This window comes from Rhodoferax sp. TS-BS-61-7 (assembly GCF_002943465.1).
Taxonomy (GTDB): Bacteria; Pseudomonadota; Gammaproteobacteria; order Burkholderiales; family Burkholderiaceae_C; genus Allorhodoferax.
The window spans coordinates 307,284-329,329 of record NZ_PTQY01000005.1 but is presented as its reverse complement, the minus strand read 5'-3'; the positions used below and the strand labels follow the sequence as shown (position 1 = coordinate 329,329).

The window sequence follows — 22,046 nt, the reverse complement described above, 5'->3', positions numbered from 1 at the left end:
GGCATTGAACCCCTTATTTAATTCGACCACACAACTAAGCAACCCAAGGAAGCACCATGAGCCACTACTTTTCCACCGTCTCTCCCATCGCCTATGAAGGCCCTACTTCCGACAACCCACTGTCCTTCAAGTGGTACGACAAAGACCGCATCGTGCTGGGCAAACGCATGGAAGAGCAGCTGCGTTTTGCCGTGTGTTACTGGCACAGCTTCTGCTGGAATGGCCTGGACCCGTTTGGTGGCGACACCTTCCAGCGCCCCTGGCAGCACATGGCCGACCCCATGGCTGCGGCCAAGGCCAAGGCCGATGTGGCGTTTGAATTCTTCAGCAAGCTGGGCGCGCCCTACTACTGCTTCCACGACCGCGACATCGCCCCCGAAGGCGCCACCCCGCGTGAGAGCGTGAACAACCTGCGCGAGATGGTGGACATCTTGGGTGCCAAGCAGCAAGCCACCGGTATGAAACTGCTGTGGGGCACCGCCAACCTGTTCAGCCACCGCCGTTTCATGTCGGGTGCGGCCACCAACCCCAACCCCGAAATTTTTGCCCTGGGCGCGCTGCAAGTGAAAGAAGCCATGGACGCCACGCTGAAGCTGGGCGGCGCCAACTACGTGTTGTGGGGCGGCCGCGAAGGTTACGAGACCCTGCTCAACACCCGCATCGGCCACGAGCTGGACCAGATGGGCCGCTTCTTGAACATGGTGGTGGAGTACAAACACAAGATCGGTTTCAAGGGCACCATCCTGCTCGAACCCAAGCCACGCGAACCGTCCAAGCACCAGTACGACTTTGACAGCGCCACGGTGTATGGCTTCTTGTGCCGCTACGGCCTGGAGAAAGAAATCAAGGTCAACATCGAAGCCAACCACGCCACCCTGGCCGGCCACAGCTTCGAGCATGAAATCGCCACCGCAGTGGACTTAGGGATCTTCGGCTCCATCGACATGAACCGCGGCGACATGCAGTGCGCGTGGGACACCGACCAGTTCCCCAACAGCATTCCCGAGACCGCGCTAGCCATGTACACCATCATGCAAGGCGGCGGCTTCGTCAACGGCGGTGTGAACTTTGATTCCAAAGTGCGCCGCCAGTCCATCGACCCCGAAGACATGTTCCACGGCCACATTGGTGGCATGGACGTGACCGCCCGCGCGCTGCTGATCGCAGAAAAGATGATCACCGACGGCAAACTGGCCAAGCTGGTGGAAGACCGCTACGCAGGCTGGAAAGCCCCATTAGGCCAAAGCATGCTGGACGGCAAGATGAGCCTGGAAGCCGTGGCCGCCCACGTGGTGGACCGCAACACCGACACCATGCCAATGTCGGGCCGCCAAGAGCATCTGGAGAACTTGCTGAATAGCTACATCTGAGTTAACTCGCTAAGCTGCTGAAAGACGAAGGCCCCGCAGGTGAATGCCTGCGGGGCCTTTTTGTTTCGACCGTATGACTAGCCAGTGGTGGTTCGATAAGTGCTTTGGGCCAGGCACGGTTCTTTCAGATGTCTTCTTTCACCGCGTAGCTGAGGCGTCTACAGACTGAAACCAGTCATACGTCGAGCTCTATAGCGGTCTTTCAATTTGGGTTTTACATAGCAGGAACTAACAGCGAAAGTGCGCTCGAACTTTCTCAAAGTCGCCAGGTTTTAGTTTCGCCATTGTGGCCTTGTCAACGACATTGACCTCCTCTCGTACTTGCAGAAACTGTCCGTCGGGCTGTTCATGCCAGACAACATAGCCGCAGTGAAGTGCGAGATTGGTGAATTCGCTGGAATAGTCAACCGCAACGTAGAGCCCTGGCCCAGCTTGCGGTGTGTCTTTGTACCAAGTGACTGAGCGCAAGTGCCTAGACTGAACCGGGCCAGACTTGGCGTTGAAATCTTCCAAAAGTCCTTGGAATGTACTTTGCTGAACGTACTGCTTCTGCCGCGGCGAGAGAAATGCATAAGCGTCATCGACTCTATTGGAATCGCGCGCCGCAAAATAGGCCCTTGTCGCAGCGAGTACAAAAGCCTGTTGCTCAGGAGAGGGCCTCCACGTAGGATCTGCGTTCGTAGAAGCAATATGCTGCTGGGTAGACTGGCTCACATCCTCCGCAGCAAGCTGCGGCTCAAGTCCATATGCGGCAAGGACTGGAAGGAAGATCAAGCCAACGATGACGATTCGAATGGTGCGGAGAGCGTGCATGCGATGCGAATGAATGTGTAGATGGACTGAGTCGCAGGTTACTTTACATCGAGTATCAATTTCCGCCGCAGAGCCGAGTCGTCTAATGACTGATTGCACACATTCGGTCGCTTCGAAGCGGTCGTAAATGTCTGACATGAGTTGTAATGTCCCCGCAGGCCATTATTCGCTCGATTGGGGGTTAGGCCATTTGGTCATCAATGAGCTCCAGCAAGTCTGCTGCACTCTTGGCGCGTGCTTCGTTCCCTTCGGTCAGTGATGCGACGTGGTGGCGGATTGAGTGAATGAACGCGTTGAGTGTTTCTTGGACTGAGGCTCCCAGGTAGTTCTCGTAACCTTCTGCCGGGACGAATGAGCCTCCAAGATCAATTAGTGATTCCATCACTGCTCGCTGAGCCCATGGGTTTCCATGAATAAGGATATGTTCAATCTCAGGAAGAACGCCCAATATGACTGGATAGAACGTTCCGGCGTGGTTGTTGCCCATTGCCCAAAGAAAAGCATCGTAGGCTTCAGCCGCCGTCGATTCATCTTTCGCCTGGCGAAGAGCATCGAGTGCGGCCTCTACGCCATCTGATTCATTTGATTCCGGCTGCGGAAATTGACTGAGGTTAAGTGGTCTCATAGCAACTACAGACTGATAGCAGACTTCACCTGCGCTCCGAAGCAGCCATACAGCGGCAAAGCTCACTATTGTTAGTTGCGGACATTCACCGCACTCAACAATGTCTCTTTGGGAAATGCTCCTTCTACGATGAACGATTGAATCAGCGCAATGGCCGAATCGTGCAGCTTTTGCCACTGCGGCAAGTCCGCTCGATTGAAAATTAGGTCAATCTCAAAGCCATTGGGCCAAGTGAGTTGTGCCACACAACCACCGCTTAGGACCACCGGCGATGTGACCAACTTCTTACCGCTGCAAAATATGTATGCGGGCATACCGTCAGCGAAGCGCGCTGAGCCAGTTATTTGACGGTACGCCGCCTCTCGTGGATTTTCACCATACTCCTGAAAGTTTGAAATTGCTTCAATCTTTCTCGGCGTCCCATACCGTGTGACTATTACAGCCTCGAGCTCAGCCGCACTTATTGGAACTGGCTTTTTTTTGTGGTCGCGAATACGGATTTCCAGTAAATCACCCAAAAATCCGCCCGTTTCCCGGCTTCGTCCGGTTTTGTCCCATTCTTTGAAGAGGGCGTCTATTTCATCCATGGTGAATGCAGACATGGACGGCCACCTTACGTTGAGTCGCGTTTCAAATTCGTTGGGTTCGGGGTCCCAATGTGACTGGTCAAAGTGTTTGACATATGGCTTGGGAAACTCAAAAGTGATGCCAGCTTTAATGGTCCGAATGCTAGTTGCGTTCACTACAGTGCAGTCGGAAGGGCATGGATGAAAGACATATCCTGGCCCTGTCTTCACTGGTCGCTGAACTATGAAAACCAAAAGAGCTAGAGCAACTATCAACAAAGCGACAACTACAAAGTTTTTAGACAGGCGTCGTAGTAGGTTTTTCTTCATTGTGAGCGTGTTAGGCGCCCCTGAAATGTTTAATACTGGATAGCGCTTCGCCAGGATTTTGGAGGCGGCGGCGGAGCTTGCATATCCCCCATTCGGGTGATTTCTTTGATGTCGGCTTCCGCCGCATGCCGGCTGTTGATCGTACCTGCCTAGCAAACCGGTTCTGAATGTCTGTAGTCGAGCAATGGATTGGGTACCGTCAAAGACCGCTCTGTGTCGCTTGCCATCACTGGGTCGCAAGCAACACGCCATTTATGCATCAAATGTTCCTCTAGGACCCATGGGATATGCGCAAACAGCTATCTTTTTAATAGCAAAATTACCATCACCCCGGCCACCACCGCAGTAAACCCCATCAATGCGGCACTGCCCGTCGCCGTCATAGCGCCCCCCGCCACCACGGGCCCCACCACTGCGCTGAGCGAGTAGGCGATGGACAGCGAGCTCACGTTCCAGGCCATGTCGGGCGTGGGGGTTTTGGTAGCGGCAATGAGCGCCAGGGTGAGGAAGGCGGTGATCAACCCGCCCAGCACAAACATGGTGGCGTAGGCCACGGGCACGCCTGGCAGCAGGGCCAGCACCGCAGCGGCCAGCACCGTGCCAGCGGCGGCCAGAGCACCGGCCGTGCGCATGCCCCAGTGGTCGGCCATCCAGCCCACCGGGTACTGCAAGAGCAGGCCACCCAGGCCAAAGCTGGTCAGCAGGTGCGCAATGTTTTGCGCGTCAAAACCGCGGTCGCCCGCGAAGACGGCGAACAGGCCGACCACGGCAGACTCCAGCATGCCGCCGCACAGGGCAATCAACAGCCCCTGGCGAAAGATGCGGTGCGGCCACGCCGCAGCACCCGACTGGCGCCAGCCGCCCGACGCGAGCGCGGCGGCATCGTGCGGCGGTCTGCGAGCGAATGCCAAGGGCAGCAGCGCAGACACCGTGAAGCCGATGCCCACCCACAGAATGGTGTGGCCCTGCACGCCCACCAGCGCGGCAATGGCCGGGGCCACCACGGGTGCTGCCGCAATCAGCGTTTCATGAAAACCCACCAGGCGCCCGCGTGCGTGGGCGGGGGCAATGCGATACAGCCAAGGCTCCAGCCCCACCCAGCGCAGGCCCATGCCCAGGCCGGCCAGCAGGCCACACAACAAATACAAAGGCCAGCCCACATAGGCGATGCCCAGCAGCGCCACCACGGAACAGGCCAAGCCCGCCACCACCACGCGGCGCGCCCCCCAGCGGTGGCACAACCACGGCGCCAGCGCCAGCCCCGGCATTTGCCCCAGCCAGAGCGAGGCGGCAAAAAAACCCAGCTGCGCCGCACTCAAGCCCTGCAGCGCCAGCCACACCGGCACCATGACGTAGACGATGCCGAACTGCCCGATTTGCGAGAGGGTGGACACCGCGTTCAGGGCGGTGATGGTGCGCCAGTCGTAGGCGTGGTTGGGTGGGGTGGAGCTGGACATGGCACAAAACAGGAAGCGGGGGTGGGAGTCTATCCGGCCGCCCAACCCGCGCCTGGCCTCCAATTATTCGATCACAAATAAGCCATTAATTAGAAATTTATGGAGTATTCATACATTTGTGATCACAAATAGAAGGCCGCGCACTAGAATTTGGCCATCTCCACCACCGGCCCTCCCCATGTCCACCCCCAGCTCCATAGAAGCTTTTTTGACCCAACACCGCATCCACGAAGTCGAATGTGTGATCCCCGACATGACGGGTATTGCGCGCGGCAAGATCCTGCCGCGTGACCTGTTTTTGGCGGCGGGGGAAATGCGCATTCCCAAAAGCGTGTTGCTCAACACGGTGAATGGCCAGCAGCCGGACAACGGCCCCTATGTGGGTGACACCGACCCCGACATGGTGTGCATTCCCGATGTGAGCACCGTGCGTGTGGTGCCCTGGGCGGCCGAGCCGGTGGCGGTGGTGATTCACGATTGCCAGGAGTGGGATGGCAGCCCGGTGCAGATTTCGCCACGCGGTGTGTTGCGCCGGGTGCTCAAGCTGTATGAAGAACGCGGCTGGACACCCGTGGTGGCGCCCGAGATGGAGTTCTACTTGGTGGCCCGCCAGCAAAACCCGCACGAGCCGCTGCAGCCCCCGCTGGGCCGCACCGGCAAACCCGAGGCCGGACGGCAGAGTTACTCCATCGACGCGGTCAATGACTTCGACCCCTTCTTTATGGAGCTGTCCAGCTTTTGCCAGCAGCACAACCTGGGCGTGGAGACGCTGATCCACGAAGCGGGCCCCGGCCAAATGGAGATCAACTTCAGCCACGGCAATGCGCTGGACCTGGCGGACCGCGTGTTCCTCTTCAAACGCACGGTGCGCGAGACGGCGCTGCGCCACGGCATTTTTGCCACCTTCATGGCCAAGCCCATGGAGCAGGAGCCCGGCAGCGCCATGCACATCCACCAGAGCATTCTGGATGCCGATGGCAACAACATCTTCAGCCTGCCCGATGGCTCGGCCAGCCCGTTGTTCAGCCAGTGCATTGCGGGGCTGCAGGCCTACATTCCGCAGCTGATGCCGATGTTTGCACCGTATGTGAACTCATACCGGCGCTTGTCTCCCTTTATGTCGGCGCCCATCAACGTGCGCTGGGGACATGACAACCGCACCTGCGGCATTCGTATCCCCCAGTCCAACCCCGCCAACCGCCGGGTGGAGAACCGGGTGCCCGGCGTGGACGTGAACCCCTACCTCGCCATGGCCGCCACGCTTGCCTGTTGTTACCTGGGCATGACCGAGGGCCTGACACCCAGCGCCCCCACCACCGACAGCGCCTGGAATGTGAACCACGAACTGCCCCGCCACCTGGAAGACGCCATTGCCTCCATGCGCAGCTGCACGGCCATGCGCGAGGTGCTGGGCTCGGGGTTTGTGGACGCCTTCTGCGCCGTGAAAGAGCTGGAGTACGCCACCTACAACCGCGTGATCAGCTCCTGGGAGCGCGAACACCTGTTGTTGCTGGTGTAAGCCGGGGCCGTGCCATGACCCAGACTTTTCGCAACCTCGACCCCCAACGCCTGGCGACCGTGCGCGAGCGCGAGCGCGCCGCTTACGCCGCAGCCAACCCCACGTCCCACGCCCTGTCTGCGCGGGCCGCCAAACACCTGATGTTTGGTGTGCCCCTGCACTGGATGAGCGACTGGTCCACGCCTTTCCCCCTGCACATCGCCCACGCCCAGGGCGCACGCCTGACCGACGCCGACGGCCACACCTACGTGGACTATTGCCTGGGCGACACCGGCGCCATGTTTGGCCACAGCCCGCCCGCCGTGGCCCGCGCCCTTGCGGCGCAGGCGGCACAAGGCATTACCACCATGCTGCCCGGTGAAGACGGCGTGTGGGTGGCGGAGGAGCTGGCCCGCCGCTTCGGGCTGCCGGTGTGGCAGTTTGCGTTGTCGGCGTCTGACGCGAACCGCTTCGCCATCCGCTGGGCGCGCGCACTCACAGGGCGCACGCAGGTGCTGATTTTTAATGGCTGTTACCACGGCACGGTGGACGATGTGTTTGTGGACCTGGTGGACGGCCAGCCCCGCACGCGCGACAGCCTGCTGGGCCAGGTGGTGGACATCACCCGCACCACACGCAGTGTGGAATTCAACGACCTGGCCGCGCTGGAAGCCGTGTTGGCCGATGGCCAGGTGGCCTGCCTGCTGGCCGAGCCGGCCATGACCAACATCGGCATGGTGCTGCCCGAGCCCGGCTTTTGGGAAGCGGCGCAGGCCCTGTGCCGCCGCTACGGCACCCTGCTGCTGATGGACGAGACGCACACCATCAGCTCCGGCCCCGGCGGCTACGCGCGCGCGCATGGGCTGCAGCCCGACCTGCTGGTGCTGGGCAAGCCCGTGGCAGGTGGTGTGCCGTGTGCGGTGTATGGCTTCAGCGCCGAGGCCGCCGCCCGCGCCGAGGCCGCCAAGCGCAAGGCCCCGCCCGGCCACAGCGGCATAGGCACCACCCTCACCGCCAACCTGCTGACCATGGCCGCCATGCGCGCCAACTTGGCGGAGGTGATGACAGACGCGGCCTACTCCCACATGTTCACGCTGGCCACCCGGCTGGCCGACGGGCTGCGCGCCGTGATCGCGCGGCACAGCCTGGGCTGGTGTGTCACACAAATCGGCGCACGCACCGAGTTCCAGTTCACCCCCGTGCCTCCGCGCAACGGCAGCGAGGCCGATCGCATCTTGAACCCGGCGCTGGAGCAGAACATCCACCTCTACCTGCTGAACCGGGGCCTGGTGATCACGCCGTTTCACAACATGATGCTGGTGTGCCCCGACACCACGGCCGACGATGTGGACCGCTTGGTCGCTGCCATGGGCGGCTTTGTGCAGGACACCATCGCACGATGACGACACCGACCACCAGCACCGACCAGGACCGCGTCTACACCACGCTGCGGCAGTGGATCACCGTGGGGCGTTTTCTACCCGGCGAACGGCTCAAAATCCGCACCGTGGCGGCGGACATGGGGGTGGGCCAGATGCCGGTGCGCGCAGCCCTGCAGCGCCTGGCCGCCGAGGGCGCCCTGGTCAATGTGCCCAACGCCGGGGTCACGGTGCCCCGCCTCTCGCTGCCCGAGTTTGACGACCTGCTACAGATGCGCATGCTGTTGGAAGGCGAAGCCGCCGAGCGCGGCAGCCTGCGGCTGGACGCCACGCAGATCACCACCCTGCAGGGCTGGAGCGCCGACATGGCCGCGGCACTACACGCCTTTGATGCCAAACGTTACCTGGACATCAACGAAGACTTTCACGTGCTGCTCTACAAGGCTGCGGGCTCGCCCCTGCTCTTCCAGCTGATTGACACCCTTTGGCTGCGCGCCGGACCCATTTCCAACCGCCTGTTCGACACCCCCGCCGCCAACGCTGTGCTGAACGACGCGCACGACGACCTGGTGCAGGCCCTGGTGCAACGCGACAGTGCGGCTGCGCGCCGCGCGGTGGAGCGCGACATCTTTGTGGCGGGCCAATTCCTGCGGGCCGCCTGTGGGGATAAGAAACGCAAGTGAACCGGCTGGCTCCGCCTCGCTAAGATGGGAGACGCCACCGCGCCTGTGCCGGTGGCGCTTTTTTTTGACCACCACGGAACACCATGGGCACCCTGCAAGATTTCCTCACCGCGTTTTTCAGCTACAAGGCCTACGTGATGTTGCCCATCATCATGTTCGCCATCGCCCTGGTGGCCCGGGTGCCGCTGCGCCAAGCGGTGCTGAGCACCGTGGCGCTGGCGGCCGGTTTTGCCGGGGTGTTCATCGCCTTCAACTTCTTTGTCGCCAACATCAGCCCGGCGGTGCAGCAGCTGTCCGCGGCACGTGGGCTGGACTTTCCGGTGCTGGACGTGGGCTGGCTGCCGCTGGCGGCCATCACCTGGGCGTCGCCATTGGCCGCCATTTCCATTCCGCTGGTGCTGGTGCTCAATCTGGTGATGCTGGCCACGGGCCTTACACGCGCCATCTACATCGACATCTGGAACTACTGGCACTTTGCCCTGATGGGCGCGCTGGCCATGACGGTGTTTGACAGCTGGTGGGCCGGCATTTCGGCCACACTGTTGCTGGCCGTTTACTGCTTCAAGATGACCGAATGGAACGCGCCCGACGTGGAGCGCGAAATGGGACTCAAGGGCATTGCGGTGTCGCCCGTGTCGGTCAACGGCATCCTGCCCTATGTGGTGTGTATGGACTGGCTGATGGACCGCATTCCCGGCCTCAAGCGCGTGGTTTACAACCCCGAGCACGACTACGCCAAGGCGCAGGATGGCGAAGGCAACGGCCTGCTGGCCCTGGTGGGTGAACCCATGATGATTGGCCTGGCCATGGGCCTGCTGCTGGCCTGGGCCGCTGGCTATGGCCTGAAGGAAACGCTGGAAATGGGCGTGCACATTGCCGCGGTGATGTTTTTGCTGCCCAAGAGTGCGGGGGTGATTGGCGAAGCCATGATCCCCATCACCAACGCCCTGCGCAGCCGGGTGGAACAGCGTTTTCCGCAACGCAAGAACCTGGTGGTGGCCATGGACACGGGGTTTTTGATGCACCACAAGTCGGTCATCATCACCGGCCTGCTGCTGATGGCGCTGGCCATTGGCATTGCGCTGGTGCTGCCCGGCAACAGGGTGCTGCCGCTGGGCGATCTGTCCAACCTCATCTCCGTCATGTCGCTCACGGTGCTGGTGTTTCGCGGCAATGTGTTCCGAGCCGTGCTGGCGGGCATTCCGGTGGTCATCACCTTCTTGCTCATCGCCTCCAACATGGCGCCGCTGTACACCGAGCTGGCCCAACACGCCCCCTCGTTTAATGCCGAGGGCCTGGGCCAGATCACCTCCTTCACCGACGGCGGCAACCAGCCGCGGTATGTGTTGTACGCGCTGTACCAGGGCAAGCTGTGGGCGGTGGTCGCGCTGTTGGCGGTGCTGGGCGGCATGCTGGTGGCCAAGCGGCGTTACACCGCGGCCACCCAGCATTTATAAGAAATAGGGCTCTAGCCCAATGGGAATATGCGCAAGCAGTTACTAAATCAGTAGCATGCAGTGCGCATTTCAGCCCCCGTCAGGAGCAGTTCGGTTTACTGCGCAGCGGCCGATTTGGTGCCCTTCATCTCCACGTCCACGCGGCGGTCGGGCTGCAAGCAGGCAATGAGCTTGGCACTCTTGGGGCCCACGCAATCGCCCGATTGGGTCACCGGCTGCGACTCTCCCATGCCGCTGGCGCTGATGTTGCCTGCGGGTACGTTCTGTGTGACGAGGTAACTCTTCACTTCATTGGCGCGGCGTTCCGACAGCTTCTGGTTGTACGCCGCACTGCCGATACGATCTGCATACCCGGTCACCGCCACCGTGTCGTACTGCACACCCTTGAGCTGCTGAGCCAAGCCATCCAGCATGGTTTTGCCTTCGGGCTTGAGCACAGATTTGTCAAACGCAAACAATGCGTCTGCCGAGAAACTCATCTTCTGCGCAACCGGTACCACCATGGGCAGCGGTGCAGCCAGGGGGGTCACGGTGGCTGGGGCCATTTCCACGGCCGGGACCACGGTGGCTACGCGCTGAATGACCGGGTCACACGGCGCAACCGCCAGTGCCGGCGTCCACTCGCTGGTGCGCCAGCACAGGCCGGAGGTGGAGCTGGTAATGATTTTTCCAGAGCCGTCCACCCAGTAGCCCTGGTTGGGATAGCTCTGTGCCATGGCGGCCAATGGCAGCAGGGTGGCCACGGCCAGTGCGGAGAAGATCAGTTTTTTGGTGGTTTGCATGGTGTGTATTCCTTGATGTGTGACTGAAAAAGTGACGCGATGGCTTTCTCTGCTCCACGTCAACAGCTGGAGAATAGGCAGTCCCCTGCAGCAGGTCTGTACGCTGGGCAACACAGCTGTGCAAAGGGCCGTGCCCACACCAGACCGAAGCGTGCGTCAGCGAACAGACCTGTGGGAGCAACCGGAAGACAGTCACCTCCACAGCCACACACCCGTGGTTGCCCACAGGAGACATTCACATGAACACCCGTATCGGAACCCTTGTCGTCAGCACGGCCCTGGCTGGCGCCACTCTTCTCACCCTTGTGGGCTGTGACAATGGCCTGCAGGCCATCGCCGCCCCCGTAGCGGGTACCAGCGTCGGTACCGAAATCGACGACACGGTGATCACTAGCAGCGTCAAATCCGCCCTGCTGGCCGATGCCGATATCCGCAGCTTTGACTTCAAGGTGGAAACACGCAAAGGCGAAGTGTTGCTGAGCGGTTTTGTCGACAACCAGGCCCAGCTGGATCGGGCCACGGCAACCGCCCAGACCGTCTCAGGGGTGAAGAAGGTGCAGAACAATGTGAGCTTGCGCGCCACACCGACCACGGTGGGTAACAAGATCGATGCCAGCCTGATCACCGGCAAGGTCAAGGCCGCGCTGCTGGCCGACACGCGGATCAAGAGCTTTGACATTGCCGTGGTCACCCGCAAGGACGAAGTGCAGCTCAGCGGCTTTGTGAACAACCAGGACCAGATTGACCGGGCCATAGAAGTGGCCCGCTCGGTGGAGGGTGTGCGCACCGTCACCAACGAAATGCGCATCAAGCAATAAGCCCGATACGCCGGCGCCAGCCCTAGGTCGGGCGGTGGCGCACGTCGCTGAGCAGGCGGGTCAGTTCCTTCTTGACCACGCCATAACATTCGCAGGCGCGGGCTTCCAGGCCCTTGCGGTCCAGCACGCCAATGTGGCCACGCCGGTAGCGGATGTAGCCGGCATCCTGCAAATGGCCTGCGGCTTCGGTCACACTCTCGCGGCGCACCCCCAGCATGCTGGCCACCAGTTCCTGGGTCATCACCAGTTCACGCAACGGTACCCGGTCCATGGTCAGCAACAGCCAGCGGCACAGCTGCTGCTCCACGGCATGGTGGCGGTTGCACACGGCAGACTGTGCCATCTGCGTCATCAGGGCCTGGGTATAGCGCAGCAGCAATTGCTGCAGGGCGCCAGCCCGGTTGAACTCCCGCATCAACAGGCCACGCTCCAGCCGGTAGGCGTGGCCCGCGGTCTGCACCACGGCCGAACTGGACGTGGTGTCCCCCCCCATGTAGAGTGATACACCGAGCACCCCCTCGTTACCCACCCCTGCGGTTTCCGCCGAGGCACCAGACTCGGTGACGTAATGCAGCGACACGATGGACGTGGTGGGAAAGTAGACGTGGCGCAACTGGGTACCGGGCTCATACAACATCTGCCCCAGTGGCAGGGGCACCAGCTCCAGGTCGGCAGCAAACGCGGCGAGGTCGGCCGGCGGCAGCGCGGCCAGAAGAAAATTGTTTTCAGGGCTATACAGTGCGGGCATGGCGGGCTACTCCACGCGGGGCGCTGCAGGCCCCACAACACCTTCCACCCCAATGCCGCGGTAGCCCAGAAAGCGGCTGTTCGGGCTGAACATGGGCTCTCCGCTCACCCGAAACTGCTGTTGTGAGCCATCCGCGTTGACCCGGTGCAGCAGGAAATCCAGAAACGGCTCGCGCGCCGCAATGGTGGCCCGCAAGGCATCGCGTTCCGCCGCGTTCCAGCCCCCCGTCAGGGCGCTGCGTTGTCCGCCGCCGCTGTCTGCGACCGGCACGCCCAGCATCTCCAGGACCGGGCCGGACACCTTGGTGAAACCACCGGCTTCGTCCTGCTCCCAGTACCAGTCCGACGCCAGCTCCGTCAGGCTGCGGTAGCGCGCCTCGCTCTCGCGCAGTTCGGCGGTGCGTTCCTGCACGGTCTGCTCCAGCACTTTGTTGAACCCAGCCAGCTTTTTGTAAAGCAGGCGCACTTCCAGCATGTTGTGGATGCGGGTTTTCACCTCCACCAGGTCAAAGGGCTTGCTGATGAAATCCTTGGCACCAGCCTGCAGCGCACGCAGCTTGTGCCCGGGCTGGGCCGTGAGCACGATGACCGACAGGTAGTCGTCGCCCGCATGTTCTGTGAGTGCCTCCATGACCCCAAACCCGTCCAACACCGGCATGTGCAGGTCCAGCAGGATCAGGTCGTACCGGTGCTGCAGGTGCAGGGCCAGCACGTCCTGTGGGCGCGTGGTGGCCGACACGGCGGTGTACCCGGCCACACGCAGCAGTTGCTGCAGCAACTGCACATTGGACTCCTGGTCGTCCACGATCAGGATGCTGGCATCAAGGATGTCCAGGGCGGAGGCAGCGTGCATGGGGTGTCCTTCAGTCATGGGGCGTAGCGTTGTGCTGGGCTGCGAGTTCCAGCGTCTGGTCCAGCGCCTCCATGAACTCGGCAATCTTGATGGGCTTGGTGAGGTAGCGGAAGAAGCCGGCCTCCGTGCCTTTTTCAATATCACGCGGCATGGCATTGGCACTGAGTGCCAACACCGGGATGTGCTGGGTGGACGGGTCTTCCTGCAGGATCTTGAGCGCCTGTGTGCCACTGATGCCCGGCAGGTTGATGTCCATCAAAATCACATCCGGCAGGTGGGTGCGCGCCAGCGCCACACCCCGCGTGCCGTCCCGCGCACTCAGCAGGCGCATGTCCGGGCGGCGCGCAATCAGCTGCGCCACCAGTTCCATATTGGCCTGGTTGTCCTCTACATACAGCAAGGTGCGCACCGGCGCGCCGTCATGCACCCGGGCCACGGGCTGGTCCGGCGCCGCCTCGTAGTCAAAGACCAGCTGGGGCGGTTCGGCGGTATTCAGTTCGACCCAGAACACGCTGCCCACCCCCAGGATGCTGCGTGCACCGATGGCACCGCCCATTAACTCCACCAGCCGCTTGCTGACCACCAGCCCGATGCCGGTGCCCTCTTCCACGCTGGCTTCCTGGCCCAGGCGGTTGAAGGGCTGGAACAGCTGCGCCATCTTGGCGGTGGACAAACCTTCCCCGGTATCCCGCACACTGATGCGCATGTGGCCGTGGGTGTCAACATCGCTGGTGACCTCCACCGATCCGTTCAGGCGGTTGTATTTGATGGCATTGGTCAACAGGTTGACCACCACCTGTTTGATGCGGGTGCGGTCCGCCTCCACAAAACAAGGCGCATGGAACTGCGGAAAGATCATGTTGATGCCCCGCTTGTGCGCCTGGGGTTCGATCATGGTTTGGCAGTCCCGCAGCACGTCGGGCAGCGAGATAGGTTCCATGGACATGGACAGCTTGCCCGATTCGATCAGGGCCAGATCCAGGATTTCATTGATCAGCTCCAGCAAATACCAGCCGGCGCGCAGGATCTGGTCAATGTTGGCCTGCTGCGCGGGCGTGGGCGCCGGTGTTTCCGACTCCATCAACTGGGCAAACCCCAGGATCGCATTGAGCGGGGAACGCAGTTCATGGCTCATGCTGGACAGGAAGTCGGACTTGGCCAGATTGGCCTTGTCCGCCGTTTTGCGGGCCGCCTCCAGCTCGATGTTTTTGTCCTGCAACACCTGGTCCAACCGGGCCCGCTCGGCTTCTATGCGCATGCGTGCGGTGTTGTCGGTGCCTATCAGCAGATAGCCGATGATGCTGTTGCCATCGTCGCGCAGTGCCGTCACCGACACCACCGCCGGGAAACGGCTGCCGTCCTTGCGGATGTAGGTCAGCTCGTAAATGTCCTCAATGCCACGCGAAGCCTTGAACACCAGGGCCTCGAAGCCGGGCGTGATGTCGGTTTCCAGCTCCACGCTCAGGCCCTTGGCCCGCGCAACAACTTCCTGCGGATCGGAAATCTCGGCCGGTGTGATTTTGTTGATCACTTCGGCGGCGGTGTAGCCCAGCATGCGCTCGGCACCGACATTAAAAATCTGGATCACCCCACGGGCATCCGTGGCAATGCTGGAGAAATTGGCGCTGTTGAAAATGGCGCTCTGCAATGCCCCGGCCTGATTCAGCGCGTCGGCACGTTGCACGTAGTGGGCATTGCGCTGCGCCAAATTGCGGCTGCGGCCAAAGGCATACAGCGCCAGCCCGGAAGCCAACAAGCCCCAGCACAGCAGTGCCGCTGGCAGAAAGGGCAACCAGACGAACGCCAGCGCTCCCGCCATCAGGGTCAGCACCGCAGCCAGCTGGGCAACGGTCGTTGGGGAGGTTTTCAAGGGAACCTTACCGTGGCGTGGGCCACTGTGGGGGAGACGACGGGCAAGGCTTTGCAGGAACGCGGAACCTCTTATACGCGCATCTGCTGCATGGCGCCCGTGCAGGGTACGCCTTTGCCCAACCCGGCTTATGTGCGCCAGCCCACATACAAAGAGAATAAACAGAAAAAGTGTCCCTATGGCCCATGAAATATGCGCAAGCAGCTACACATTTCATAGCAAAATGAATTATCAGACTTGCGTGTGCCGGCGCACAGATAGCGAAAGACTGCAGGAAAACAATGGTCACTCAGCCGTGAAGACACCCCCCGTGTGCTTCACACCTTGTGTTCCACCTTTCGCTTTGGAGTCATTCACCATGAACTTATCCCAACGTATTTCCGGCGCCCTCCCCACCACCATGCTCGCCTTCGCCCTGTCCCTTGGGGGCTGCGCCGGCATGACCCAGCAAGAAAAAGGCACGGCCACAGGTGCCGTGATTGGGGGCGTGGTTGGCAACGTCCTGTGCGGTGGCGTGTTGTGCACGGGCGCTGGCGCCGCGGTAGGTGGTGTCATCGGCCATGAAGCCACCAAGCGCTAAACCCGCCTCAGCCGCACTGCACGCTTAGGTTGGCATCACCTGGAACACCCGCACCGTGGTGGACAGGCGGGCCGACAGGTGTTGCAGCGTCTCGGTCGTCGCCGCGGACTCTTCGGTCAGCGCAGCGTTCTGCTGGGTCAGGTCGCTCATCTGGGTGACGCTCTCGTTCACCTTGGCAATGCCATCGCTCTGCTCGCCCGACGCCTGCGCAATGCTGGAGATGATGTCGGACACGGCCCGGATGCTGCTCACAATCTCCTGCATCGTGGCGCCGGTCGCGTTGACGTACTGCGAGCCCATGGCCACACGCGCCACCGAGTCCCCAATCAGCGCCTTGATCTCCTTGGCGGCAGCGGCGCTGCGCTGGGCTAACACCCGCACTTCGGTGGCCACCACCGCAAACCCACGGCCCTGCTCACCCGCACGCGCGGCTTCCACGGCCGCATTCAGCGCCAGGATGTTGGTCTGAAACGCAATGCTGTCGATCACGCTGGTGATGTCCACAATCTTGCTGGAGCTTTGGTCCACCAGGTTCATGGTGGCAATGGCCTGCTCCACCACGCTGCCACCTTTGACAGCCACCTCGGTCGCCTTCTGGGCCAACTGGTTGGCGGTCAGCGCGTTCAGGGCGTTGTCTTTGGCGGTGCTGGTGAAACGCATCAACATGGACGAGGTTTCTTCCAGCGCGCTGGCTTGGCTTTCGGTGCGGTTCGACAGGTCCAGATTGCCCGATGCCAGGCTGCTGGCATGGGTGGCAATGGCGTCCGAACCCTCGCGCACCTCGCCCACGATGTGCGAAAGGCTTTCGTTCATCTGCCGCAGCGCCCCCATGAGCTTGCCGATTTCGTTGGTGGAGGTGACTTCGATGTCGCTGGACAAATCCCCGGCCGCCACACGCTCGGCAATCTGCACCGAGCGTTTGAGTGAACGGGTGATGGTGCGCCCCAGCGTGATGGACACCACCACGCCCACGACCGCTGCGATGGCCACAAACACCAGCAGCAGCTTGGAGGCCGAGTCCACCAGCGACTGGATGCCGTAGGTGCGCGTGATGTTGCTGGAGGCCGAATACTCCAGCAACCTGGACAGTGCCTGGGCCAGCGGCTTGTCGCCGTCGTAGCCAATGTCATCCACATCCTCGATCTTGTCGCCCTTCTTCTTGGCGGCGGCCACCTGGGTCAGGGTGCTCTTGTATTTCTCGATACTGGCCGTCACGGCCTGCAGCAGCTGGTCTTCTTCGGGGCTGACTTCTTCCAACGCCCGGTAGCTGACCACCAGCTTTTCAATGGCCTCCACGTTGGTGGCGAACTCCTGGTCGTAGTTCTCGCCGCGGATGATCACGTTTTTGAAGTTGCGGATCGCATCGCCCAGGTGCACATAACTCTTGTTGACCGCGTCCTTCTTCGCCATGGCCACCAGCTGGTAGGTCTCCCACTGGGTTTTGAAGCGGACCATCACCGCGGCAGAAAACGCGCCGATGGACACGATGGCGATGGTGAGCACCGACAACCCCACCACCAGTTTGGTGCGCAGCTTGACGTTGTTGAACCAGGCACGGATAGCGATGCGTTTTGTCTTCATATTTTTTATCCATTCTTCTGTTCACGTTCCAATCGACGTCCGCTTACCAAAGCCAACACACCGCGCAGGCGGGCTGGCCCTGATTACTCAATAGCCTTACCCATGTCCTCCACCACCTTCTTGGCGTCGCCAAACACCATCATGGTTTTGTCCATGTAGAAGAGTTCGTTGTCCAGCCCGGCATAACCTGCCGCCATGGAGCGCTTGTTCACGATGATGGTTTTGGCCTTGTAGGCCTCCAGAATCGGCATGCCGTAAATCGGGCTGCCTTTGGTATGCGCGGCAGGGTTCACCACATCGTTGGCGCCCAGGATGATGGCCACATCGGCTTGGCCAAACTCGCCATTGATGTCTTCCATCTCGAACACCTGGTCGTAAGGTACTTCGGCCTCGGCCAGCAGCACGTTCATGTGGCCCGGCATGCGCCCGGCCACGGGGTGGATGGCGTATTTGACGGTGATGCCCTTCTCGGTCAGCTTGGCGGCCAGCTCTTTCACCGCATGCTGGGCGCGCGCCACGGCTAGGCCGTAGCCCGGCACGATCACCACGGTCTCGGCATTGCCCAGCACAAAGGCGGCGTCATCGGCACTGCCGGTTTTGACGGACCTTTGCACGGCTGTGCCGATAGCAGCGGCAGTGGCGTCACCCCCAAAGCCACCGAGGATCACGTTGAAGAACGAGCGGTTCATGGCCTTGCACATGATGTAGCTCAGGATGGCGCCACTGGAGCCCACCAGTGAGCCGGCAATGATCAGCATGCTGTTGTTCAGACTGAAACCAATGCCCGCCGCCGCCCAGCCCGAGTAGCTGTTGAGCATGGACACCACCACCGGCATGTCAGCCCCGCCAATGGGGATGATGATGAGCACGCCCATCGCAAACCCCAGGGCCAAGACCAGGCCAAAGTCCATGGCGCTTTGCGAGTGCCAGAAGCCGAAGATGAAGAAGACCGAGGCCAGGCCCAGCACCAGGTTCAGCTTGTGCTGGCCGGCGAACTGCACGGGTGCGCCCTGGAACAGGCGGAACTTGTACTTGCCAGACAGCTTGCCAAACGCGATGACCGAGCCGCTGAAGGTGATGGCGCCAATGAAAGCCCCCAGCGCCAGTTCGATGCGGTTGCCACCCGGAATCTCCGCGCCCTTGGCCGCAATGCTGAAGGCCCAGGGCTCAGCCACGGCGGCCACGGCGATGAAGACGGCGGCCAGACCGATCATGCTGTGCATAAAGGCCACCAGCTCGGGCATCTTGGTCATCTCCACACGCTGGGCCATCAGCGTGCCGGCCGTGCCGCCCACCAGCAAGGCGCCCAGCACCCAGCCCATGCCGGTGAAGCCGTCCTGACCCAACTGGCCGGCCAGCTTGAAGATCAGCGCCGCGGTGGTGAGCACGGCCACGGCCATGCCGACCATGCCAAACAGGTTGCCACGGATAGAGGTGGTGGGATGCGACAGGCCCTTGAGCGCCTGGATGAAGCAGACACTGGCGAACAGATACAGCAGGGTGACGAGGTTCAAGCTCATTCTTTGGCTCCTGCGGGGGCGGATTTTTTGTCCTTCTTTCTAAACATCTCCAGCATGCGCCGCGTGACCATGAAGCCACCGAAGACGTTAACCGCTGCCAGCGCCACGGCCAGCACGCCCATGGACTTGCCCAAGGTCGTTTCGGTCAAGGCGGCCGCCAGCATGGCGCCCACGATGACGATGGCAGAGATCGCATTGGTCACCGCCATCAGCGGGGTGTGCAGCGCGGGGGTGACGGTCCACACCACGTGGTAACCCACATAGATGGCCAGCACAAAGATGATGAGGTTGAGGATGGTGGGGGATACCAGTTCCATGGTGTTCTTCTTGTTGTAGAGGTTGTTATTTGCGACGAACTTCACCACCGTGCGCAACCAGGCAGGCGGCCACGATGTCGTCTTCCAGGTCCACATGCAGGGCGCCTTCCTTGTTGATCACCAGCTTCAGGAAGTCCAGCACATTGCGGGCGTACAGCGACGACGCATCCGCCGCCACCAGGGCCGGCAGGTTGGTTTCACCGATGAGGGTGACACCGTGTTTAACCACCGTCTTGTCTGCCTCCGACAGCGGACAGTTGCCGCCGCCCGAGCCATGCGGGCCTATCGCGCCCTTGCCTGCGGCAATGTCCACGATGACCGAGCCGGGCTTCATGGACTGGACCATGTCCTCGGTGATCAAGGTGGGCGCGGGGCGGCCGGGGATGAGCGCCGTGCTGATGACGATGTCTGCCTGGGCCACACGCTTGGCCACCTCGACTTTCTGGCGTTCCAGCCAGCTTGCCGGCATGGGTTTCGCATAACCACCTACACCCACAGCGGCGTCTCGCTCTTCATCGGTCTCGTAGGGCACGTCAATGAACTTGCCGCCCAAGGATTCGACCTGTTCCTTCACGCTGGGGCGCACATCCGACGCCTCGATGACGGCGCCCAAGCGCTTGGCCGTGGCAATGGCTTGCAGGCCCGCCACACCGACTCCGAGGATGACCACGCGTGCGGCCTTCACCGTACCGGCCGCCGTCATCAGCATGGGGAAGAAGCGCTGGTAGGTGTCAGCCGCCAACATCACCGCCTTGTAGCCGGCGATGTTGGCCTGGCTGGACAACACATCCATGCTTTGCGCCCGCGTGGTGCGCGGCGCGGCTTCCAAAGCGTAGGCAGTGAGCCCGGCCGTGGCCAAGCGCTGCAGGCCTTCGGTATCAAACGGATTGAGCATGCCCACCAGGGTGGTACCCGGCTTCATCTGGGTGGCCTCAGCGTCTGACGGGGTGCGCACTTTGAGGACCAGCTCGCTCCCCAACGCACCCGCCGCATCGGTGATGCCAGCGCCGGCCGCCACATAGCCCTCATCCGTCACGCTGGCCGCCACCCCCGCACCCGATTGCACACGCACCACGTGCCCCTGGGCTACGAGTTTTTTCACCGTCTCCGGGGTCACCGCGACCCGGGTCTCGCCCACCGCAGTCTCGGTGGGTACGCCTATTTGCATTTGGTATTCCTTGAACAATAAAAAGCCCCGCCGATGGGCGACGGGTGTCCCACCTCCGTACCAGGCCGCATCGACAACGGCTTAACGGTTGCTGGGGAAACTGAAGGCAACCCCCTCGCGCACCCCGGCCGACGGCCAACGTTGCGAGATGGTTTTGCGCTTGGTGTAGAAACGCACCGCGTCCGGGCCATAAGCACCCAGGTCACCAAACAGCGAACGTTTCCAGCCGCCAAACGAGTGGTAGGCCACGGGCACGGGCAGGGGCACGTTCACACCTACCATTCCGACCAGGATGTTGTCGGTGAAGTAACGCGCCGCTTCACCGTCGCGGGTGAAGATGCAGGTACCGTTGCCATATTCGTGGGCGTCGATCAAGTCCATCGCTTCTTGCAAGGTTTTGACGCGCACCACACCCAGCACCGGGCCAAAAATTTCTTCCTGGTAAATCACCATACCGGGCTTGACGTTGTCGAACAGGCAGGGGCCCAGAAAGTAACCCTCTTCATAGCCCTGCACCACGGCGTTGCGGCCATCCACCACCAGGGTGGTGCCCTCTTGCACGCCCTGGTCCACATAGGCCTTCACCTTGTCCCGGTGTGCTTTGGTCACCAACGGCCCCATGTCACTGCGGGCATGGGTGCCAGGGCCCACGCGCATCTTGGCGATCTCCACCTTCAGGCCGGCCACCACCGCATCGGCCGTGGCATCGCCCACCGCCACCACGAGTGGGATGGCCATGCAGCGTTCGCCACACGAACCGTAGGCCGCGCCCATGAGCGCGGTCACGGCATTGGTTATGTCCGCATCGGGCATGACCACGGCGTGGTTTTTGGCGCCGCCCAGGGCTTGCACGCGTTTGCCGTTGGCACAGCCGGTGGCGTAGATGCTCTCGGCAATCGGGGTAGAGCCCACAAAACTCACCGCATGTACCCGCTTGTCGGCCAACAAGGCGTCCACCGCCTCCTTGTCGCCATGGACCACATTGAGCACCCCGGGTGGCAGACCGGCCTGCAAAGCCAGCTGGGCCACCAGCAGGGCACTGCTGGGGTCGCGCTCCGAAGGTTTGAGGATGAAGGTGTTGCCACACACCACGGCCATGGGCCACATCCACAAAGGCACCATCACGGGAAAGTTGAACGGTGTGATGCCGGCCGTCACACCCAGCGGCTGGAACTCGCTCCACGAGTCAATGCCGGGGCCGGCATTTTTGCTGTGTTCACCCTTGAGCAGCTCGGGTGCGTAGCTGGCGTACTCCACATTCTCTATGCCGCGCTGCAACTCGCCCATGGCGTCTGCCAGCACCTTGCCGTGTTCGGCGGTCACCAGCGCACAGATGCCGGCTGCATTTTCTTCGAGCAGGTTTTTGAGTTTGCTCATCACCCGCGCGCGCTTGAGCGGCGGCGTGGCGCGCCATGCCGGGTAGGCCGACTGTGCGCTGGCAATGGCCTGCTCCACGGTGGCGGTGTCGGCCAGCAGCAAGGTTTTTTGCACCTGGCCGGTGGCGGGGTTGTAGACCGGCTGGGTGCGGCTGCCGCCGTCCACGAGGTCGCCGTGGATCAGGTGCTGGATAACGGGAAGGGTTGACATCAGTGGGGATTCGCTGGTGGTGAGGTGGAGGGGAAGACGTGGTGC

At 61.7% G+C, this 22,046-nt stretch carries 20 protein-coding genes; 7 read left to right on the top strand and 13 right to left on the bottom strand.

From position 1 onward, the window contains the following. Positions 1 to 56 precede the first annotated feature (56 nt). Positions 57 to 1,370 carry a xylose isomerase gene (gene xylA / locus C5F53_RS15295; RefSeq protein ID WP_105262234.1) on the top strand — a complete coding sequence of 438 codons (1,314 nt, stop codon included), beginning with the start codon at positions 57 to 59 and terminating at the stop codon, positions 1,368 to 1,370. A gap of 228 nt (positions 1,371 to 1,598) precedes the next feature. Here the strand turns inward: xylA and C5F53_RS15290 are convergent, their stop codons facing one another. The 4 genes from C5F53_RS15290 to C5F53_RS15275 form a co-directional block, all read right to left on the bottom strand. Beyond that, positions 1,599 to 2,321, bottom strand: coding sequence for a DUF4019 domain-containing protein (locus C5F53_RS15290; RefSeq protein ID WP_105262233.1), 723 nt, complete (start codon positions 2,319 to 2,321; stop codon positions 1,599 to 1,601). Between the two features lie 43 nt (positions 2,322 to 2,364). Continuing rightward, positions 2,365 to 2,808 carry a hypothetical protein gene (locus tag C5F53_RS20160; protein ID WP_146097372.1) on the bottom strand — a complete coding sequence of 148 codons (444 nt, stop codon included), beginning with the start codon at positions 2,806 to 2,808 and terminating at the stop codon, positions 2,365 to 2,367. Positions 2,809 to 2,879: 71 nt separating this feature from the next. Beyond that, on the bottom strand, positions 2,880 to 3,410 hold the full coding sequence (locus C5F53_RS15280; RefSeq protein ID WP_105262231.1) for a hypothetical protein: 531 nt from the start codon (positions 3,408 to 3,410) through the stop codon (positions 2,880 to 2,882). A 593-nt stretch (positions 3,411 to 4,003) separates the two neighbouring features. Beyond that, entirely contained in the window at positions 4,004 to 5,161 is a 1,158-nt protein-coding gene (locus C5F53_RS15275; protein ID WP_105262230.1) for an MFS transporter, read from the bottom strand. A gap of 178 nt (positions 5,162 to 5,339) precedes the next feature. On the opposite strand from C5F53_RS15275, the gene C5F53_RS15270 reads away from it, so the two are divergent. The 4 genes from C5F53_RS15270 to C5F53_RS15255 all read left to right on the top strand — a co-directional run bounded on the left by C5F53_RS15270 (position 5,340) and on the right by C5F53_RS15255 (position 10,178). Next, positions 5,340 to 6,680 carry a glutamine synthetase family protein gene (locus C5F53_RS15270; RefSeq protein ID WP_105262229.1) on the top strand — a complete coding sequence of 447 codons (1,341 nt, stop codon included), beginning with the start codon at positions 5,340 to 5,342 and terminating at the stop codon, positions 6,678 to 6,680. A 14-nt stretch (positions 6,681 to 6,694) separates the two neighbouring features. Next, positions 6,695 to 8,062, top strand: coding sequence for an aspartate aminotransferase family protein (locus tag C5F53_RS15265; protein WP_105262228.1), 1,368 nt, complete (start codon positions 6,695 to 6,697; stop codon positions 8,060 to 8,062). Beyond that, positions 8,059 to 8,721: a GntR family transcriptional regulator gene (locus C5F53_RS15260; protein WP_105262227.1), complete on the top strand. Its 663-nt coding sequence runs from the start codon at positions 8,059 to 8,061 to the stop codon at positions 8,719 to 8,721. The genes C5F53_RS15265 and C5F53_RS15260 overlap by 4 nt, the downstream gene beginning before the upstream one ends. A gap of 83 nt (positions 8,722 to 8,804) precedes the next feature. Next, positions 8,805 to 10,178 carry a PTS transporter subunit IIC gene (locus C5F53_RS15255; protein ID WP_105262226.1) on the top strand — a complete coding sequence of 458 codons (1,374 nt, stop codon included), beginning with the start codon at positions 8,805 to 8,807 and terminating at the stop codon, positions 10,176 to 10,178. A 95-nt stretch (positions 10,179 to 10,273) separates the two neighbouring features. On the opposite strand, the gene C5F53_RS20720 is transcribed toward C5F53_RS15255, so the two are convergent. Further along, positions 10,274 to 10,960, bottom strand: a complete 687-nt coding sequence (locus tag C5F53_RS20720; protein WP_105262225.1) for an OmpA family protein — start codon at positions 10,958 to 10,960, stop codon at positions 10,274 to 10,276. Positions 10,961 to 11,199: 239 nt separating this feature from the next. Between C5F53_RS20720 and C5F53_RS15245 the strand changes: the two genes are divergently transcribed. Then, on the top strand, positions 11,200 to 11,778 hold the full coding sequence (locus tag C5F53_RS15245; protein WP_105262224.1) for a BON domain-containing protein: 579 nt from the start codon (positions 11,200 to 11,202) through the stop codon (positions 11,776 to 11,778). A gap of 22 nt (positions 11,779 to 11,800) precedes the next feature. Here the strand turns inward: C5F53_RS15245 and C5F53_RS15240 are convergent, their stop codons facing one another. Genes C5F53_RS15240 through C5F53_RS15230 form a run of 3 tightly spaced genes read right to left on the bottom strand, consistent with a single transcriptional unit; the run spans position 11,801 to position 15,248 of the window. Continuing rightward, the gene (locus C5F53_RS15240) at positions 11,801 to 12,526 is read right to left on the bottom strand and encodes a Crp/Fnr family transcriptional regulator (protein ID WP_105262223.1); all 726 of its coding nucleotides are present in this window, start codon (positions 12,524 to 12,526) and stop codon (positions 11,801 to 11,803) included. 6 nt (positions 12,527 to 12,532) lie between these two features. Next, a complete protein-coding gene (locus C5F53_RS15235) occupies positions 12,533 to 13,378 on the bottom strand; it encodes a response regulator (protein ID WP_105262222.1) in 846 nt (281 codons plus the stop codon). A 10-nt stretch (positions 13,379 to 13,388) separates the two neighbouring features. Next, positions 13,389 to 15,248, bottom strand: a complete 1,860-nt coding sequence (locus tag C5F53_RS15230; RefSeq protein ID WP_236635388.1) for an ATP-binding protein — start codon at positions 15,246 to 15,248, stop codon at positions 13,389 to 13,391. Between the two features lie 358 nt (positions 15,249 to 15,606). Between C5F53_RS15230 and C5F53_RS15225 the strand changes: the two genes are divergently transcribed. Further along, entirely contained in the window at positions 15,607 to 15,828 is a 222-nt protein-coding gene (locus C5F53_RS15225; protein WP_105262221.1) for an osmotically-inducible lipoprotein B, read from the top strand. Positions 15,829 to 15,852: 24 nt separating this feature from the next. Here the strand turns inward: C5F53_RS15225 and C5F53_RS20715 are convergent, their stop codons facing one another. From C5F53_RS20715 to C5F53_RS15200, 5 genes are all read right to left on the bottom strand, one after another. After that, positions 15,853 to 17,409, bottom strand: coding sequence for a methyl-accepting chemotaxis protein (locus C5F53_RS20715; protein WP_105262220.1), 1,557 nt, complete (start codon positions 17,407 to 17,409; stop codon positions 15,853 to 15,855). 83 nt (positions 17,410 to 17,492) lie between these two features. Next, positions 17,493 to 18,929 (bottom strand): NAD(P)(+) transhydrogenase (Re/Si-specific) subunit beta, encoded by a 1,437-nt coding sequence (locus tag C5F53_RS15215; RefSeq protein ID WP_105262219.1) that lies wholly within the window; start codon positions 18,927 to 18,929, stop codon positions 17,493 to 17,495. After that, positions 18,926 to 19,246 carry an NAD(P) transhydrogenase subunit alpha gene (locus C5F53_RS15210; protein WP_105262284.1) on the bottom strand — a complete coding sequence of 107 codons (321 nt, stop codon included), beginning with the start codon at positions 19,244 to 19,246 and terminating at the stop codon, positions 18,926 to 18,928. Before C5F53_RS15210 ends, C5F53_RS15215 begins: the two co-directional genes overlap by 4 nt. A gap of 25 nt (positions 19,247 to 19,271) precedes the next feature. Further along, positions 19,272 to 20,414, bottom strand: a complete 1,143-nt coding sequence (locus C5F53_RS15205) for a Re/Si-specific NAD(P)(+) transhydrogenase subunit alpha (protein WP_105262218.1) — start codon at positions 20,412 to 20,414, stop codon at positions 19,272 to 19,274. Between the two features lie 81 nt (positions 20,415 to 20,495). Then, positions 20,496 to 22,001 carry a CoA-acylating methylmalonate-semialdehyde dehydrogenase gene (locus tag C5F53_RS15200; RefSeq protein WP_105262217.1) on the bottom strand — a complete coding sequence of 502 codons (1,506 nt, stop codon included), beginning with the start codon at positions 21,999 to 22,001 and terminating at the stop codon, positions 20,496 to 20,498. Between the last annotated feature and the right edge of the window lie 45 nt (positions 22,002 to 22,046).

Bases quoted from the DNA above. Each gene is read 5' to 3' on its own strand.
- C5F53_RS15205 (WP_105262218.1), bottom strand. From the start codon at position 20,414: ATGCAAATAGGCGTACCCACCGAGACTGCGGTGGGCGAGACCCGGGTC.
- C5F53_RS15225 (WP_105262221.1), top strand. From the start codon at position 15,607: ATGAACTTATCCCAACGTATTTCCGGCGCCCTCCCCACCACCATGCTC.
- C5F53_RS15265 (WP_105262228.1), top strand. From the start codon at position 6,695: ATGACCCAGACTTTTCGCAACCTCGACCCCCAACGCCTGGCGACCGTG.
- C5F53_RS15200 (WP_105262217.1), bottom strand. From the start codon at position 22,001: ATGTCAACCCTTCCCGTTATCCAGCACCTGATCCACGGCGACCTCGTG.
- C5F53_RS15280 (WP_105262231.1), bottom strand. From the start codon at position 3,410: ATGTCTGCATTCACCATGGATGAAATAGACGCCCTCTTCAAAGAATGG.
- C5F53_RS15270 (WP_105262229.1), top strand. From the start codon at position 5,340: ATGTCCACCCCCAGCTCCATAGAAGCTTTTTTGACCCAACACCGCATC.
- C5F53_RS15215 (WP_105262219.1), bottom strand. From the start codon at position 18,929: ATGAGCTTGAACCTCGTCACCCTGCTGTATCTGTTCGCCAGTGTCTGC.
- C5F53_RS15210 (WP_105262284.1), bottom strand. From the start codon at position 19,246: ATGGAACTGGTATCCCCCACCATCCTCAACCTCATCATCTTTGTGCTG.
- C5F53_RS15240 (WP_105262223.1), bottom strand. From the start codon at position 12,526: ATGCCCGCACTGTATAGCCCTGAAAACAATTTTCTTCTGGCCGCGCTG.
- C5F53_RS15290 (WP_105262233.1), bottom strand. From the start codon at position 2,321: ATGTCAGACATTTACGACCGCTTCGAAGCGACCGAATGTGTGCAATCA.
- C5F53_RS15255 (WP_105262226.1), top strand. From the start codon at position 8,805: ATGGGCACCCTGCAAGATTTCCTCACCGCGTTTTTCAGCTACAAGGCC.
- C5F53_RS15275 (WP_105262230.1), bottom strand. From the start codon at position 5,161: ATGTCCAGCTCCACCCCACCCAACCACGCCTACGACTGGCGCACCATC.
- C5F53_RS20720 (WP_105262225.1), bottom strand. From the start codon at position 10,960: ATGCAAACCACCAAAAAACTGATCTTCTCCGCACTGGCCGTGGCCACC.
- xylA (WP_105262234.1), top strand. From the start codon at position 57: ATGAGCCACTACTTTTCCACCGTCTCTCCCATCGCCTATGAAGGCCCT.
- C5F53_RS15260 (WP_105262227.1), top strand. From the start codon at position 8,059: ATGACGACACCGACCACCAGCACCGACCAGGACCGCGTCTACACCACG.
- C5F53_RS15235 (WP_105262222.1), bottom strand. From the start codon at position 13,378: ATGCACGCTGCCTCCGCCCTGGACATCCTTGATGCCAGCATCCTGATC.
- C5F53_RS15245 (WP_105262224.1), top strand. From the start codon at position 11,200: ATGAACACCCGTATCGGAACCCTTGTCGTCAGCACGGCCCTGGCTGGC.
- C5F53_RS20715 (WP_105262220.1), bottom strand. From the start codon at position 17,409: ATGAAGACAAAACGCATCGCTATCCGTGCCTGGTTCAACAACGTCAAG.
- C5F53_RS20160 (WP_146097372.1), bottom strand. From the start codon at position 2,808: ATGAGACCACTTAACCTCAGTCAATTTCCGCAGCCGGAATCAAATGAA.